General features: G+C 40.9%; 13 protein-coding genes. 12 read left to right on the forward strand and 1 reads right to left on the reverse strand.

All coding sequences use genetic code 11. The features are described 5' to 3' along the window. Nucleotides 1-23: 23 nt before the first annotated feature. Nucleotides 24-2444 (reverse strand): penicillin acylase family protein, encoded by a 2421-nt coding sequence (locus tag F4V44_RS02735; RefSeq protein WP_191090535.1) that lies wholly within the window; start codon nt 2442-2444, stop codon nt 24-26. Between the two features lie 642 nt (nt 2445-3086). Here F4V44_RS02735 and F4V44_RS02740 point away from each other — a divergent pair. The 12 genes from F4V44_RS02740 to F4V44_RS02795 all read left to right on the forward strand — a co-directional run bounded on the left by F4V44_RS02740 (nt 3087) and on the right by F4V44_RS02795 (nt 16153). Continuing rightward, complete coding sequence (locus F4V44_RS02740; protein ID WP_150438458.1) at nt 3087-4367, forward strand: Rieske 2Fe-2S domain-containing protein; 1281 nt, start codon at nt 3087-3089, stop codon at nt 4365-4367. Between the two features lie 193 nt (nt 4368-4560). Further along, complete coding sequence (locus F4V44_RS02745) at nt 4561-5967, forward strand: amidase (RefSeq protein WP_150438459.1); 1407 nt, start codon at nt 4561-4563, stop codon at nt 5965-5967. Between the two features lie 217 nt (nt 5968-6184). After that, nucleotides 6185-6571: a VOC family protein gene (locus tag F4V44_RS02750; protein ID WP_150438460.1), complete on the forward strand. Its 387-nt coding sequence runs from the start codon at nt 6185-6187 to the stop codon at nt 6569-6571. Between the two features lie 267 nt (nt 6572-6838). After that, the gene (locus tag F4V44_RS02755; protein WP_150438461.1) at nt 6839-7753 is read left to right on the forward strand and encodes a catechol 2,3-dioxygenase; all 915 of its coding nucleotides are present in this window, start codon (nt 6839-6841) and stop codon (nt 7751-7753) included. A 39-nt stretch (nt 7754-7792) separates the two neighbouring features. Then, nucleotides 7793-8119: a 2Fe-2S iron-sulfur cluster-binding protein gene (locus F4V44_RS02760; RefSeq protein WP_150438462.1), complete on the forward strand. Its 327-nt coding sequence runs from the start codon at nt 7793-7795 to the stop codon at nt 8117-8119. Between the two features lie 477 nt (nt 8120-8596). After that, a complete protein-coding gene (locus F4V44_RS02765; protein ID WP_150438463.1) occupies nt 8597-10264 on the forward strand; it encodes a glycoside hydrolase family 13 protein in 1668 nt (555 codons plus the stop codon). 77 nt (nt 10265-10341) lie between these two features. Further along, the gene (locus F4V44_RS02770) at nt 10342-11982 is read left to right on the forward strand and encodes a PTS transporter subunit IIBC (protein WP_150438464.1); all 1641 of its coding nucleotides are present in this window, start codon (nt 10342-10344) and stop codon (nt 11980-11982) included. Nucleotides 11983-11985: 3 nt separating this feature from the next. Beyond that, entirely contained in the window at nt 11986-12774 is a 789-nt protein-coding gene (locus tag F4V44_RS02775) for an endonuclease/exonuclease/phosphatase family protein (RefSeq protein ID WP_150438465.1), read from the forward strand. Nucleotides 12775-12793: 19 nt separating this feature from the next. Then, nucleotides 12794-13285: a PTS sugar transporter subunit IIA gene (locus F4V44_RS02780; RefSeq protein ID WP_150438466.1), complete on the forward strand. Its 492-nt coding sequence runs from the start codon at nt 12794-12796 to the stop codon at nt 13283-13285. A gap of 25 nt (nt 13286-13310) precedes the next feature. Further along, complete coding sequence (locus tag F4V44_RS02785; protein ID WP_150438467.1) at nt 13311-14333, forward strand: LacI family DNA-binding transcriptional regulator; 1023 nt, start codon at nt 13311-13313, stop codon at nt 14331-14333. Nucleotides 14334-14521: 188 nt separating this feature from the next. After that, nucleotides 14522-15484 carry an ROK family glucokinase gene (locus F4V44_RS02790; RefSeq protein WP_150438468.1) on the forward strand — a complete coding sequence of 321 codons (963 nt, stop codon included), beginning with the start codon at nt 14522-14524 and terminating at the stop codon, nt 15482-15484. A 180-nt stretch (nt 15485-15664) separates the two neighbouring features. Next, nucleotides 15665-16153 carry a glycosyl-4,4'-diaponeurosporenoate acyltransferase CrtO family protein gene (locus tag F4V44_RS02795; RefSeq protein ID WP_150438469.1) on the forward strand — a complete coding sequence of 163 codons (489 nt, stop codon included), beginning with the start codon at nt 15665-15667 and terminating at the stop codon, nt 16151-16153. The last annotated feature ends 126 nt before the right edge of the window (nt 16154-16279 follow it).

Genomic DNA, 16279 nt, shown 5'->3' on the forward strand with positions numbered 1-16279 from the left:
GCTCCTGTGTTTTTTGTTCCACTTTACTTTTTAATTTTTAAAACTGTAGTACTTACTGCATTTTTATTTACATCTTGTTTTGTAAATAGAACCGGCTTGTATTTCCAATTGGCAAACAGTTCGATTTGATCGTCATAGTGTTTATGCAATGTGCCATCCTTACTAATAAAACCAATTTGACCTGGAGGATTTACGTTTTCACCAATAGGACCATTTTTGGTTAGCTCAATATAATGGTTTTCACTGCCGCGGTTGGCTTCTAGAAACTTAATTTCCGAACCATATTGTGGCAGGCCGATTAATGACGTATTTGTAAATACCATCATTCGTGCTGGCTTTAGCCATTGGCTTATATCCTCTGACTGATGTTCGTCCTCTAGCTTTTGAAGCGCTTGATCAAGTGCCGCTAGCATCACTTGATCAGGGTCTTCATTCAACCACTGATACTGTGTTTCTAACGGACCGTTACTTCCTCCCAAGACTCGTAAAGTAAGACTAGAACCATAGCGATGGTCAATGATTCCTTTTAATGGACCATAAGCTTCGCCAAGTTTTTCTTGATAAAGATTATCCACAACAAGCGGCCACCAAGCTTCAAAAATGCTTACGGCAGGGCTGTCAAATAACCCATCCTTATCGTTGTCCTCGTTTAGATTATTCCAGTCCTCTAGGGCTTGGTACACTTCCTGATATTTTGGATTATTTGCTTTTTCCAAAGCTTCCATCAACATCGGTTTAAACTTTTTCGTTCTTAAGTTAACATAGCTCGCGTGATAGTTAATGTCATCAATATCATCTATTGTTAGCTTGTCCTTCCCGTTCACGAGATCAATAAATTGCTGAACGCGGTGGTCCTCACCCCACATAAAGCTTAATTCACCGTTCCCCCAGTTGGAAGCAGGCCTGTTATTCCAGTTAACAATGTAACCGGTATTTGGATTAATACCATATGGATGTTTTTTTGGATCGATGAATCCCTTCCATTCATATTCACCTGTACCTGGAGTTGGAAGTCTTAAATCTACTCGTTCATCACGAATCGGATATTTACCTGTGTAAAAATGGCCGATATTGCCTTCCTTGTCTGCATAGTACCAGTTGATGCTCATCGTCATATCTTTTGCTTCTTCGTGAAACTCTTTCATAGTCTCAGCCCAATTGGACTTTAAATAAGCTGACCAGCTTTGCGCTTCTGTGCCGCGGAAGGACCATGCCTTACTATAAGCTGTGTTATTTTTTTCATCGATAACCGTTACAGGTCCATGAACGGTGCTGTAAAATTCTTTTGTTTCTTCCTTTAGTTCACCATTGCTATCCCTATACTGAAAGGTTTCCACTTTCTTCTTCATATCCACCCATTTTCCCTTATATAGGTATTGATGTGGATTTTCTGGATTCAATGTTTCTACGAAAATATCAACTAAATTCCCAACCCCGTATGTAGAGGTGAACGCATAGTTTTCTTTCGTACCAAACATAATAATCGGCATTCCGATGAGCCCGGAACCTTCAATATCAAACCCAGGAGCATGCAAGCCTACTTCATACACAGAACCAGGGGCAGAGAAGTTGTATTGTGGTCCACCCATCAGCAGTGCGTTGCCTGTAGCTGATTTTTCAGGGCCAATCACAACGGCATTACTTCCAATTTTTAGCGGCAGGCCTAGCTCTTCTGATGTAGAAACGAAATCATCTCGCTTCTCTGATAATGTTTCGGATGCGCCTTCAATCCCTGGAAACTGCTGATTGGCAGCCTTTTTTGTATCCTTTTTAACAGGATTGACAGCTCCTTCATCAGGAAGTGTACTAGGGGAGGCAGGATCGTTCTCCCAGAAAATATCATCAAACATTTCCTTTGCCGTTTCCTTGCCAAATTGCTTTTCTAGCTGAGCTAAAATCTGAGCATTTTTGATTTCCTGCTCAGAATCCATAAATACCCCCATCGAAGACATGAACAAACGTAATACATCTACTTCTGTCCATTCTTTCGGTGTTACCTTATAATCATGGAATTCCTTTGACAGCCTTTCGTCAGGGTTTTTAAGAGCTTCCTCTACATACAAAGAGATGCCGTCTGCGAAATTGCGAATGACCTTTTTGGAGAAATTATCCATGTTTGTAATCATCTCTTGGACCTCTTGATCTGTATAGCCATCGCGTCGCATTTGCTGATCCCTTGCTAAAAATTTTTCTCCAAATACTTCAGCTATTGTTCCGTTATTCCCCCGGCGGAAGGTTTCCAGTTGAAACAGACGATCTTGGGCCATTACATAGCCATAGGTAAAATACAAATCTTCGACATTATTAGCATAAATATGCGGGACGCCATAATTGTCGCGTACAATCCTGGCGTTGCCTTTTTTCTGCGAATCTGCAAGAACTGGAGTGATGGAGGCTAATAGCAGAATCAAGGTTAAAAATAAAGTTATTCCTTTTTTAAACAATCTTATTCCTTCTCCTTTCAAAATGAAAACTAGTATTTTTTTGAACTGACTTATCGGAAACCATTTTGCCAACAGCAAGCTTGGCCCTTTCACCATATCTGCTATTCACTATGTTTGATATAGGCTAAATATAGTTGAAATAGGAGGAAAATGGCTTTTGTGTATATTCTAAATTTTCCGAATTATCAATTCAGTTTGAATTATATTTGAAGTATTTATATTAAACAATATATTAATAGTGTTAACTTTCTTTTCATTCTCTGTACGATTCGTATAGAGAATGAAAGAAATAAGCATAAACGTTTCCTGAAGGGATAACTATTTTATGTGATAGATAGTTGCTTTTATATTTAGGAATCTATTATTTGTGAATGAATTTTATATGAATAGTTTGACTTAAAGTAATAGCATTTGCTTTAATTTGCCACTTTTGCAACTCCTAAAGAAGGATATTTTCCTATTATGATAGTGATTTGATATTAAAATGTTCGGAAAAATCTAACTACTGCATGTTTAGGCTGTAAAATTAAAAAATTTCTACCCTATTCGTACATTGTATCCTCTTACATATTTCATTAAGATATAGACATAAGTTAAAAAATTCAGAATATAAAAATTTTATTTCTTAGGAGGTTTATATATATGTTAACTAAACAAGATAATCATTTATTAACACGTACAGGTCCAGGAACGCCAATGGGTGAACTATTCCGCCGTTATTGGATTCCGGCGTTAAAATCTGATGAAATACAACCTGACGGAAAACCTCAGCGCGTGAAGCTTCTTGGAGAAGAATTAATTGCTTTCCGTGATACAGAAGGAAAAGTTGGTTTGATGGAGGAAGCCTGTCCGCACCGTGGAACATCTCTTTATTATGGTATTAATGATGGATGCGGTCTGCGCTGTATGTATCATGGCTGGAAATTCGATACGAACGGTGACTGTACGGAAATCCCATCTGAAGAAGGAGATCCGAAGTTTAGACAGAAAATCAAAATCAAAAATTATCCGGTAAAAGAAGTAAAAGGAATGATCTGGACTTACATGGGACCAGAAGAAGAACAGCCGGAATTCCCAGAGTTCTATTGGATGGGACTTCCTGATGAGAATATGATGTCAGAGCGAGTTTGGCAGGAATGTAACTATGCACAGGTAATGGAAAATGACCTTGATTATGTACATGCGGCATTTCTTCACAAAGCACATGGGACACAAGTGACAGGAGAAGGAATCCTAAGTACTGATTTAGGAATTGATCCAAACCACCCGCTTGTGAAAAATCCTCCAGTTAAACAGGATGTAGAGGATGCAAATTACGGCAAACGCTGTGTCGCAGTAGGAATTGGAACTGAAACAGACAATGCTTTCATGGAAATTCACTATATCTTCCCGTTCTACACGTACCCGCCGCGATTTGAGGGTGAAGATGGCATGTGGCATGCATTCATTCCAAGAGATGATTACAGCACCTGGTCATGGGATGTTCAATTTTCTCATAACCGCCCAATTGATGTACAGGCCAACCATGACCGCCGCGGCTTAAAGCTGGATGAGCATTTCAAGAAACAAATCAGCTTGGAAAATGAATATGCACAAGATCGTGAACTTCAAAAGACAGGGAACTTTACTGGTATCCGCGGAATCGCGAACCAGGATCATGCGGCAACGGAAACAATGGGGGCGATTGTAGACCGTTCGAAAGAGCATCTTGGAACAAGTGATCTGCCGATTATCCATATGCGCCGCTTATTGCTTCAGCAGGCAAAAGCATTCCAAGAAGGTCAGAAGCCAATGGCACTTGAGAATGAATCATTGAAAAATCTTTACAGTGCAGGACTCTATGACAGCAACGAAAAATCATGGCAAGAAGCTTTTCCAATGCAGGATCAGTTTAAAAAAGGCGGGCAAGAAGTGAAATCTTAATTGTTAGATCTTAATGATAAAGGGAAATGCTGCAGCATTTCCCTTTGAATAGAATGGGAATTTCGTAGTGAAAGCAGGGATTATATGACATTAGAAGAATATCTGCGTACCATCTTAGATGATGAGGAAATAGAATTGGCAACGCTGGAGCCTGCCTATACTTTTAATCTGGAAGATTATGAGGTGGCAAGCGATGAATGAACTACTATTTGAAACAATCGAAACCGCAGGAAATGCAATCAAAACAAAACAAATATCACCGGTCGAACTAACGCAGATGACCTTAAAACAAATTCGCGAGCATGAGCCCAGAGTCAATGCTTTTATTACCGTTATGGAGGAAGAAGCACTGGCAGAGGCAAAGCAATTGGAAGCGGAGCTTGTGAACAATCAGGTTAGGGGACCGCTGCACGGTATTCCGATTGCGGTGAAGGATATTTTTCAAACAAAGGGTGTTAAAACCACAGGCGGCTCAAAGATATTTGATGGCTGGATTCCTGATGAAGATGCAGCAGCCGTTCAAAAATTAAGAGAGGCTGGAGCAATTATCATTGGAAAAGCCAATTTGCATGAATTTGCTATGGGTGCGACAACAGAAAATCCTCACTATGGAAGCTCGAAGAACCCTTGGAATGTGAAAAGAATTCCTGGCGGTTCAAGCGGAGGTTCCGCAGTAGCAACAGCAACAGGCATGGCCTTTGGTGCTGTTGGTTCTGATACAGCAGGGTCCATCAGACTGCCGGCAGCCATGTGCGGCACAGTCGGATTTAAACCAACGTATGGAGTTGTCAGCAGAAGGGGATGTCTGCCGTTCAGCTGGTCTTTGGATCATGCAGGGCCGATGACAAGAACCGCCCGGGATGCTGCTATCATGCTTGAAGTGATGAAAGGGCATGATCAGAAGGACCCGGCATCTGTCAAGCGTCATGTTCCAGTCTTATCTGACTCATTAAGTGACTTAAAGGATGTAAAGCTAGGTTTCTATGAGCCTTATATGTTTGCAGGGATTGATGCTGATGTAAAACGAGTGATTGAAGAATCATTTCGCCAACTGGAATTGTTGGGAGCAGAAATCGTTCCGATTGATTTACCTGGAATTGACGAAGCACTTAACGCTTTAAAAGCTATCGCTCAATCAGAGGTGGTTTCTGTACACGAACCGTTATTGAAGAAGTATGGACATTTATACGGTGATGATTTGAAATACCGCTTTGAATTTGGCAGTGATATTTCTGCAACTGCTTATATTCGTGCCCAGCGGAGAAGAGATCAATTTGTTAGAGAAACAATCAAACAAATGCAGGGAATTGACGCCTTAGTTGGACCAACGAATGTCCAGCCGCCATTTGAAATTGGTACGATGGTTCCATCCATGGCCATCAGCAATATGTTCACACTAGGAAAAACGCCGCTAGCGAATATCCTAGGTTTTCCTGCCTTATCGGTTGCCTGCGGGTTTACGTCAGAAAACCTTCCTGTTGGACTTCAGCTGATAGGAAAACCATTCACAGACCAAAGAGTACTTCAAATTGGAGACTGCTATGAGAAATCAGTGCAATGGGTGAAAGCCTTAAAAGACAATGTCAATTATGTTCAGTGAAACAGGGGGACGGTTCTCCTGTTTCACCACATTTAATTTGGCAACGGTGGGAAGGTTATTGAGCTCACCGATAAAGGGAGAATCTGTCAAAAAAAGAACTTGCTTGTAGCAGGAAAAAGTCAGAAAAGCGCGAATTTATATATTTGGAAACGCTTTATCCATTTCTGACGATTCTTCCGCTTCCATAAACAATAATGACCAATAAAAGGAGAACAACATGATACGTAAAATGGAGCATGTAGCCATAATGGTTCGCGATATGGATCAATCCATTCGGTTTTATTCGGAGATTTTTGGCTTTAACGTCCGTCTTCGAGGCAGTAAACCAGACCGAGAAATGGCTTTTTTGTATCTGGAAGCACAGCCGGATATGGAGATTGAGCTTATCCAGGAGAAGATATCAACTGTTGAGTACATTGAAACCGGAATTGTGAATCATCTTGCTTTTACAGTGGAAAACATTGATGAAACAATTCAGTTTTTAAAAGAAAAAGAGATTGTCTTTACTTCGGATGAGGTGAAGCCAACGCTTGAAGGCGGGCGAATGATCCTTTTTCACGGACCGAACCAAGAGCTGCTGCAATTAGTGGAAAGAGTAAAATGAGGCAGGTTGGTCCTATTTTAACTTCATTCAGCAGAACTCCTTCACTTCTAAAGTTAAGGGATGAATGCAAAACGCTCTTCGATTCAGTGGGGGCCAAACCCTGGCTGAATGAAGTTAAGCCTCCGGCGAGTCTTGCGATTTTTAAAAGGTAATTTATCGAGCGAGCTCAGGTAATCCGGACGCAAATTCGACGGGCGAATTGGATATCGTATGATGGCAGTATGTAGATGCCGCCAGATAAGAGTACATATATAAGGGGGAGAAAACATGGCAAGAATTATGCGATTAGGACGTGTAGAGTTAAATGTATTGGACTTAGATAGATCAGTAGAATACTATACAAAGGTTATTGGATTAGAAGAAACAGGGCGTATGGGAAACAGTGTGTATCTAAAAGCATGGGATGAATTTGATCATCATAGTTTAATTTTAACAAAAGCGAACAGAGCTGGTTTAGCCCATTTAGCATTTAAAGTAGAGACGATAGATGATTTGGCTTATTATGAAAGAAAAATTGAGGAATTTGGCTGTACGACTACTCGTATGTCAAGCAATACTCGTTTAGCTGAAGGAGAAGCCGTTCATTTCATTCTGCCGACCGGGCATCATTGCGAACTGTATCATGAAATCGGTTTCTTAGGCACAGCAGTTGGAACACTCAACCCTCATCCATGGCCGTTAGAAACAAGAGGAATTGCACCTCATCGTATTGACCATTGTTTACTAACTGGTGACGACCTTAAAACGGTTACGAGATTCTTTATTGAGGCCCTTAATTTCAAACAAAGTGAAAGAATTACAACAGTAGACGGGGAAGAATTATTAGGAAGCTTCTTGTTTTCATCGAATAAAGCCCATGATTTAGCGTTTGTGAAAGGACCTGATGCGAAGCTTCACCATGCAGCTTTCCATGTTGACTCTCTTCACGACGTATTTAAAGCCGCAGACCTGTTGTCTATGTATGAAGTACCATTTGACGTAACGCCAACCCGTCACGGTATTACACGTGGACAAACGATTTACTTCTTTGATCCATCAGGAAACCGTAATGAGGCATTCGCTGGCGGTTATATGGCCTTTCCAGATATGCCGACCATTACTTGGACGGAAGATAAAATTGGACAAGGTATTTTCTATCACCGCAGAGAGCTGTCTGAATCTTTTATGAAGGCATTAACTTAATCTAAGTGATTCTGAAAAAATGATTGGTGAGGTGAAACGATGTATAAAGTAACATTAAAGGCTAGAAATCAACAATTTGAATATCCTTGTGCCCCGGGCCAAACTCCACTAAGGGCAGCTAGGAATCAATTTATTCCATTTCCAACCGGATGCCAGCAAGGCGGATGCGGAATGTGTAAGGTGAAAGTATTGGACGGCGAGTATAACCATGATTTGACTCGTTCCCATGAATATCTTTCTGACGAAGAACTAAACAATCGCTATGCCCTTGCTTGCTGTATGACACCAAAAAGCGATTTGAACATTATTACAATCGAAGACTATGAGAAGCAGCAAAGCGAATTAGCTGAAGCAGTTAAAAATTAACCCAAACAATGTCCCTTAATGAATAGAAGGAAGCAGAGGAGAAACTCCCTGCTTCCTTTGTTTGTTTCGGAACAGCTCAAGTCTGAGGGGAAGGCACTAAAAAGGGTGTCCCAGGATAATGGAACACCCCAAAAACATGATTGTTACGCCGCCAAACACGTTACGCCAATGATGTTTTTAACTAAATATGAGTAAAGGTTTTGCTTTTCTATACACTAGCTTAATATATGAAACGCATTTCATAGCAAGAAAAAGTTTGAGAAGAAGGGTGGAAGTTTGAAAGTATGGTGTAATCGTGTTTTATTTTAAAGCAGTATGACTATGAGCGGATTTTTTTTATATGAATATTTTAAAATTAATTTTCCATAATAAAGGAAAGTCATCATGTGAACGTTTTTAAAAACTTGTGGTGCAAACGGTTGCACAATTTGAGCCCATCTGATATAGTAATCTCATAGATAATAGGAGGAAGAAATCATGAAGAGGATATGGTGGAAGGAAGCAGTTGCATATCAAATTTATCCACGCAGCTTTATAGATTCCAATGGTGACGGAATTGGAGATATTCAAGGGATTATTTCTAAGCTGGATTATTTAAAGGACTTAGGAATCGATGTTGTTTGGATCTCTCCAATTTATTCTTCACCTAATGATGATAACGGTTACGATATTAGTGATTATAAGGGAATTTTGAAAGACTTCGGTACGATGGACGATTTTGACCAGCTGTTGCAAGAGGCTCATGACCGCGGCATGAAATTAATTATGGACTTGGTGATTAACCATACCTCTGATGAGCATGCTTGGTTTATTGAATCTCGTTCCTCGAAGGACAGTCCGTATCGGGATTATTATATTTGGCACCCGGGCCATGACGGCAAAGAACCGAATAATTGGGAGTCCATCTTTGGCGGCTCGGTTTGGGAATATGATGAAAAGACGAAGGAGTACTATATGCATGTGTTCTCCCGTAAGCAGCCTGATTTAAACTGGGAGAATCCGAACGTCCGCAAAGACCTGTATGAGATGGTTAACTGGTGGATTGATAAGGGGATTGACGGTTTTCGCGTGGATGCGATTTCTCATATTAAAAAGGTTCCCGGCTTCCCGGATTTACCGAACCCTGACAACTTGAAATATGTTCCATCCTTTGAAGGCCACATGAATCGCGAGGGGATTGAGGTATTTCTACAAGAGCTGAAACGTGAAACCTTTGCGAAACATGATATTTTGACTGTCGGAGAAGCAAACGGTGTGAAAGCAGATCAGGCAGAACAGTGGGTCGGCGAGGAAAATGGAGTATTCAATATGATTTTCCAATTTGAACATTTAGACCTTTGGGGTAAAAGTGTGACAGGCGGCATTGATCTTCCGGCGTTAAAAGAAACCTTTCATAACTGGCAGACAGCGCTTGATGGAGTCGGCTGGAATGCCTTATTCCTAGAAAACCATGACCAGCCCCGTTCCGTTTCAACTTGGGGTGACCCGGAAGATTTTTGGGAGCAATCCGCTAAATGCCTTGCGATCTTATATTTTCTGATGCAGGGAACTCCCTTTATTTATCAAGGGCAGGAAATCGGTATGACCAATGTGAAGTTTCAATCGATTGATGACTATAATGATGTCGCAATCAAAAACCAGTATCAAAATGGAATCGCTGATGGCAAAAGTCATGAGGCATTGATGGAGATTATTTGGAAAAATGGCCGCGATAATTCTCGAACGCCAATGCAATGGACTGACAGTGCTAACGCAGGCTTTACGACAGGTCGTCCTTGGTTAAAGGTTAATCCCAATTTCACAGAAATTAATGTGGAAAAAGCGCTGCAAGAGCCGAATTCAATATATCATTACTATAAGAAACTAATTCAATTGCGAAAAGATCATTTGACTTTCGTTTATGGACAATTTGAACTTGTTTTAGCCGAGCATGAGCAAATTTTTGCCTACGCGAGAACATTAGACGGCGAAACATTTCTTATCATGACCAACCTTTTTGGAAAAGAAACAGAATTTCATCTTCCTGCAGAATGGAATGAGAAAAGCATGGAGTTGCTGCTAAGCAATGAGGAAGTAGATTCGAAGGCAGATTTACACCACGGAATTTTACAACCTTTCGAAGCAAGAGTATATCGATTACGTTAATTTTTTTGAGGGTTAGTGCAAACGATTGCACTAACCTGCATCTAAATCATGCTTATAATATGAAAGGACTGGACAAAATGAAATTGAAATCCTTTGACTTTTGGCAGAAATTTGGCAAGGCGTTGCTTGTGGTAGTAGCAGTTATGCCGGCTGCAGGGATTATGATTTCCCTCGGTAAATTAGTCGGAATGCTAGGTGTTGATATTGCTTTAATTAAAACAATTGCTTTAGTGATGGAGGAAATCGGCTGGGGCATTATTGGAAATCTGCATGTCTTGTTCGCCGTAGCGATTGGCGGATCGTGGGCAAAAGAGCGTGCCGGCGGGGCGTTTGCGGCATTAATCGCTTTTATATTAATTAACCGCATTACTGGAGCGATTTTTGGTGTGAATGGCGCAATGTTAGGCGACCCTGAAGCCACGGTTTCCTCCTTGTTTGGCAGTGAATTAGTTGTAAACGATTACTTTGTCTCTATCCTTGGTGCACCAGCCCTCAATATGGGTGTGTTTGTCGGAATCATTTCCGGATTTCTAGGAGCCAATCTTTTTAACAAATACTATAATTTTGATAAACTTCCGCAATCTCTTGCCTTTTTTAACGGAAAAAGATTTGTTCCGTTTGTTGTGATTGCAGGTTCTGTTGTAACAGCACTTATTCTTTCATTCATTTGGCCATTTATTCAAGGGCTGTTAAATGATTTCGGTCGCTGGATTGCTTCATCACGTGACACCGCTCCGGTTGTAGCTCCGTTTATCTTTGGATCATTAGAGCGCCTATTGCTGCCATTTGGGCTCCACCATATGCTGACGGTGCCAATGAACTATACTGAATTAGGCGGAACCTATACGATACTAACCGGTTCAAGTGCAGGGACAACGGTTGCCGGCCAAGACCCGCTCTGGCTTGCCTGGATTGCTGATTTAAATAATTTACTGGCAGCAGGGGACACTGCAGGATATAACGCATTATTACAGGATGTCATTCCGGCTCGTTTTAAAGTTGGACAAATGATTCTTTCCTGTGCATCATTAATCGGGATTGAGCTTGCGATGTACCGCAATGTAGATAAAGATAAGCGTACGAAATACAAATCGATGTTCTTTTCTGCTGGCTTAGCCGTTTTCTTAACAGGTGTAACAGAACCAATTGAATTTATGTTTATGTTTGTTGCACCGGTTCTTTATGTTGTGTATGCGATTATGACAGGTCTGGCATTTGCGGTTGTGGATCTTGTTCATATTCGAATTCACTCTTTCGGTTTTATTGAGCTTTTAACACGAACACCGATGGTTTTGAAAGCGGGCTTATGGCTGGATTTAGTGTATTTTGTTGTTGCCTGCTTACTATTCTTCGCGTTAAACTTTATGGTCGCTAATTTTATTATTAAAAAATTCAAATATGCGACTCCAGGACGGCTAGGAAATTATATTGAAGAAGAAGGAAGTCAACCTGGACAAGCAGTTTCAAATGATCAAGACGGTTCTCTAGCTAACGTGGTTATTGGTTTATTAGGCGGAAAAGAGAATATTGAAGAAGTGGATGCGTGCATGACCCGCCTTCGTGTGACGATCAAAGATGTGAATCTAGTTGCTTCTGAACAAGAGTGGAAGTTAAATGGCGCATTGGGTTTAATTATTAAAGGGAAGGGTGTCCAAGCCATTTACGGTCCAAAGGCCGATGTATTAAAATCTGATATTCAAGACCGTATCGGGGCGTAAGACATGAAATTATTAACCTTAAACTGCCACTCTTGGATAGAAGAAAATCAAATGGAAAAAATAAAGATTTTAGCGAAAACAATTAGAGAAAAATCATATGACGTCATTGCCCTTCAGGAAGTGAATCAGTCCATCGATGCCGAAAGTGTTGATGGATTGATTAAAAAGGATAACTTTGCTTTGGTTCTTCTGGAGGAATTACAGCAGCTTGGGGTCAAGAATTATCAAATGATATGGGATTATTCTCATATTGGATATGATATATATGAAGAAGGGGTTGCTCTTTTAACGAAACATGGGATTGAAGAAAAGCACTCTTTCTTTGTCTCCGATTCAGAGGATACAAAGAACTGGAAAACGAGAAAAATCGCCGGTATCACCATTCGCTCTCAGCATGAGCTTCTGTCCTTTTATTCCTGCCATCTAGGCTGGTGGGAGGATGAACAGGAACCGTTCAAAGCGCAGCTGAACAGGTTAATTGAAATAGTAGGCAAAGACGAAAAGTATTTCCTCATGGGTGACTTTAATAACGCTGCCCATATCCGCGGTGAAGGGTATGATTTTGTGCTTAATAAAGGGCTCTATGATACGCATTCATTAGCGCAAGAGAAGGATGATGGGATAACGGTGACAGGGAAGATTGCTGGTTGGGATGATAACAAGCAGGATTTACGTGTTGATTATATTTTTTCAAATGTTCCTGTTACTGTTTACAAATCCTCGGTTATTTTTAACGGAAAAAATCAACCGGTCATCTCGGATCATTTCGGTATAGAGCTAGTTTTAGAATAGAAAAAGGGAGGAATATAACATGTTTAAATCATTATTTAAGAAAAATAAGGAACCGGAACAGGTTCAAGCTCCATTAACAGGAAAGATTGTTGCACTAGAGGAAGTGCCAGATCCAGTTTTTTCACAAAAAATGATGGGGGACGGAATCGCTATTATTCCTGCAGACAAGAAGGTTTATTCACCTGTTGATGGTGAAGTGGTCAATGTATTTCCGACGAAGCATGCTATCAGCCTACGCTCGAAAATGGGAGTGGAACTCTTGATTCATATGGGGTTGGAAACCGTTGAATTAAAGGGGGAAGGGTTTCAAATTTTGGTTCAAGATGGCACAAAGGTTTCCAAGGGAGAGCCGATTGCCGAATTTGATTTTGAAAAGGTTTCAAGTCTTGGAAAAGAAGTGATTACCCCTGTCATTCTATTAAATGGAGATCAATTTAAGATTGAAAATAAACAAACAGGTGCGTCCACGACGGGCGGAAAAGATATTATAATGGAAATAGCAAAAGCTTAATGTTTTTTAAAGGGGGTGCAGGAAGGTGGCTATTACGATTAAGGATGTTGCGAAGGCCGCCAATGTCACGCCTTCAACTGTATCAAGGGTTATTGCCGATAATCCAAGAATTAGCAATAAAACAAAAAGAAAAGTACGTCAGGTCATGGAAGAGCTTGGGTACCAGCCCAATTATAAGGCACGTAATTTAGCAAGCCGCACGACACAAACCATTGGTCTTGTCATGCCAAACTCTACTGATCAAGTATTCCAAAATCCATTTTTTCCTGAAGTCATTCGTGGTATTAGTAAAATGGCTCATATGACAGAATATGCAATTCAGTTTTCAACCGGTGAAACGGAAGAAGAGATTTATGACGGAGTGGTCCAAATGGTCCAAAGCGGCCGTGTTGATGGCGTCATTTTACTTTATTCCCGTATGAATGATAGAGTGAGAGCCTTTCTTGAAGAAAAGGCCTTTCCCTATACGATGATTGGGAAACCTTCCTATGACGTGGAGAAAATCTCTCATGTGGATAATGATAATTTTAGCGCGGCAAAGGAAGTAACGGAATACCTGCTGCAGCTTGGCCATACAAAAATTGGCTTTGTCGGCGGAAGTACGAGCTTAATGGTAACATTGGACCGGCAGCAGGGATATGAAACCGCGCTTAAGGAGGCCGGGATTCCAATCTGCGAGGAATATATCGTCCACGAGGATTTTTTAATTGAAGGCGGTAAACAAGCGATTTCCGAATTATTATCATTGAAGGAAACACCAACGGCCTTAGTGGTTGTGGATGATCTCATGGCCTTCGGGATTATCAATACATTAGAGAAAATGGGTCTTCGCGTGCCGGATGATATATCCATTGTGGGCTTTAATAATCTGCTGCTATCTGAGATTTCTCAGCCCCCATTAACGACGGTAAATATTAATATTTTTGATTTAGGTTATCATGCCGCAAAAAACTTAATAGAAATCATTAATAACCCGGATGAACCTGCTAAGAGAATCATTGTGCCTTATCAAATGACCGTAAGGGGTTCTTGTAAAAAATTGATATAATGAAGTGCCGCCGCATCTTGTTGGCGGCTTGACCTATGTTTGGGCTGAGCGAAACAAAAGTGTGGTGCTCTATGCCTGTGAGGGATGTGTTTAGCATGTTCTTCTTTTTTGAACACATACCCGACAGGCTATTCAGTATTTTATTCATACAGTTATGATAAAAATATATAGAAAAAGAGGAATAGACGATGGAAGAAAAATGGTTAGTTGGTGTTGATCTAGGCGGAACGACGATTAAGATGGCTTTTATCAGTCTTGCTGGCGATATACTTTACTCTTGGGAAATACCCACAGACAAAAGGGAAAATGGAAGTCATATTCCTGCAGCAATTGCAAGCTCGATTCATCAAAAGCTGTCTGAATATGAGGTAACAAAAGAGAGGTTAATTGGGGTTGGCATTGGAGCTCCTGGGCCGGTTAATGAGGCTGACGGATCTGTTGAGATCGGGGTTAATCTAGGGTGGAGGAACTTTCCGCTTCAGGAAATTCTCGAGCGTGAAACGTCCTTACCGGTAACTGTTGAAAATGATGCGAATGTGGCGGCACTCGGAGAAATGTGGAAGGGTGCCGGCAAAGGAGCTAAAAACCTGCTCTGTGTCACATTAGGTACGGGTGTTGGCGGTGGAATTATCGTCAATGGAGAAATTGTTCACGGTGCAAATGGAGCCGGCGGTGAAATTGGTCATATCACCTCTGTTCCTGCCCACGGTGCCCCGTGTAATTGCGGGAAAACAGGCTGCTTAGAAACGATAGCCTCTGCAACAGGAATTGTTCGCTTGGCAGTAGAGAAGCTTTCATCTGGTCAGCCAAGTAAATTAAGAGAATTTGATGTGGTAACGTCCAAACACGTTTTTGATGCAGCGAAACAAGGTGATGAGCTTGCTAACACTGTCATTGAACAGGTGGCCTATCATTTAGGCTTGGCGCTTTCCTATATAGCCAATGGCATAAATCCTGAAAAAATTGTCATCGGCGGCGGCGTATCAAAGGCAGGTGACACCTTGTTAGTCCCGCTAAAACGATATTTTACCTCATTTGCCTTTCCAAGAGTAGCTCAGGCGGCAGAAATTGTCCCAGCCACACTAGGCAATCAAGCAGGAGTAACTGGAGCAGCCTGGCTCGTTAAAGAAAAAATCCTTCCTAATCGATAATTTCCTGAACAGAGAAAGGATGCAAGGCGGCGATTCTATGAGAGTCGCCCTTTTATTTTTCTCATAATGATAAGAAGGGAATCATAAGAATTTTATAAGAATTTGAATAGATTTGGAAGGAATTCATAGAGAGCTGCAGAAATACAGAGGGACATAAAGGTTTTGCTTTGGGGGAATGGTATGTCGTTGTTCACGTTATGGATGATTGTGATTAATACTACCTTTTGGTTAGTCTGCTGCTTTGGGACTGCTTGGGTTGTCCACAAACTGCTGCCAAGTTCAATATATGAGAAAATGAAATGGCTTTTTAAGGAGCGTTCATTTGAAAAGAGCTTCTATCGTATGATACATCTTGTCAAATGGAAGGATAAGCTCCCAGAATGGGGAAAGGTATGGAGTTTCGAAAAAAATCATTTAAAACAAGAGCTAAGTTTAGAATATGTGAATCGATTTATCCTTGAAACTTACCGAGCTGAAATCGGTCATATTGGAATGGCGGTACTTGGATTTGCATGTGTCCTAGTTAATCCGCGTGACTCTGCTCAAATGGCTATGATCTGTTCAATTGTGAATGTGGTTGTTCAAATTCCATTTTGCTTAATTCAACGGTTTAACAGACCAAGACTTGTTCGTTTGAAGGCAAGATTAGAAGATCGGAACCATCTCTAATTGCTTTCTGCTATGATAAAAGTAAATATTCATTAACCAATCAAAACCACCTGTACTCTTAATCAAACGTTTGTTTAAGAGTGCAGGTGGTTTTGATATCACGCGAAAAAGAAGCAGGGGAATGGC

Origin of the sequence: Niallia endozanthoxylica (assembly GCF_008710145.1) — a bacterium.
GTDB lineage: Bacteria > Bacillota > Bacilli > Bacillales > Cytobacillaceae > Bacillus_BD > Bacillus_BD endozanthoxylica.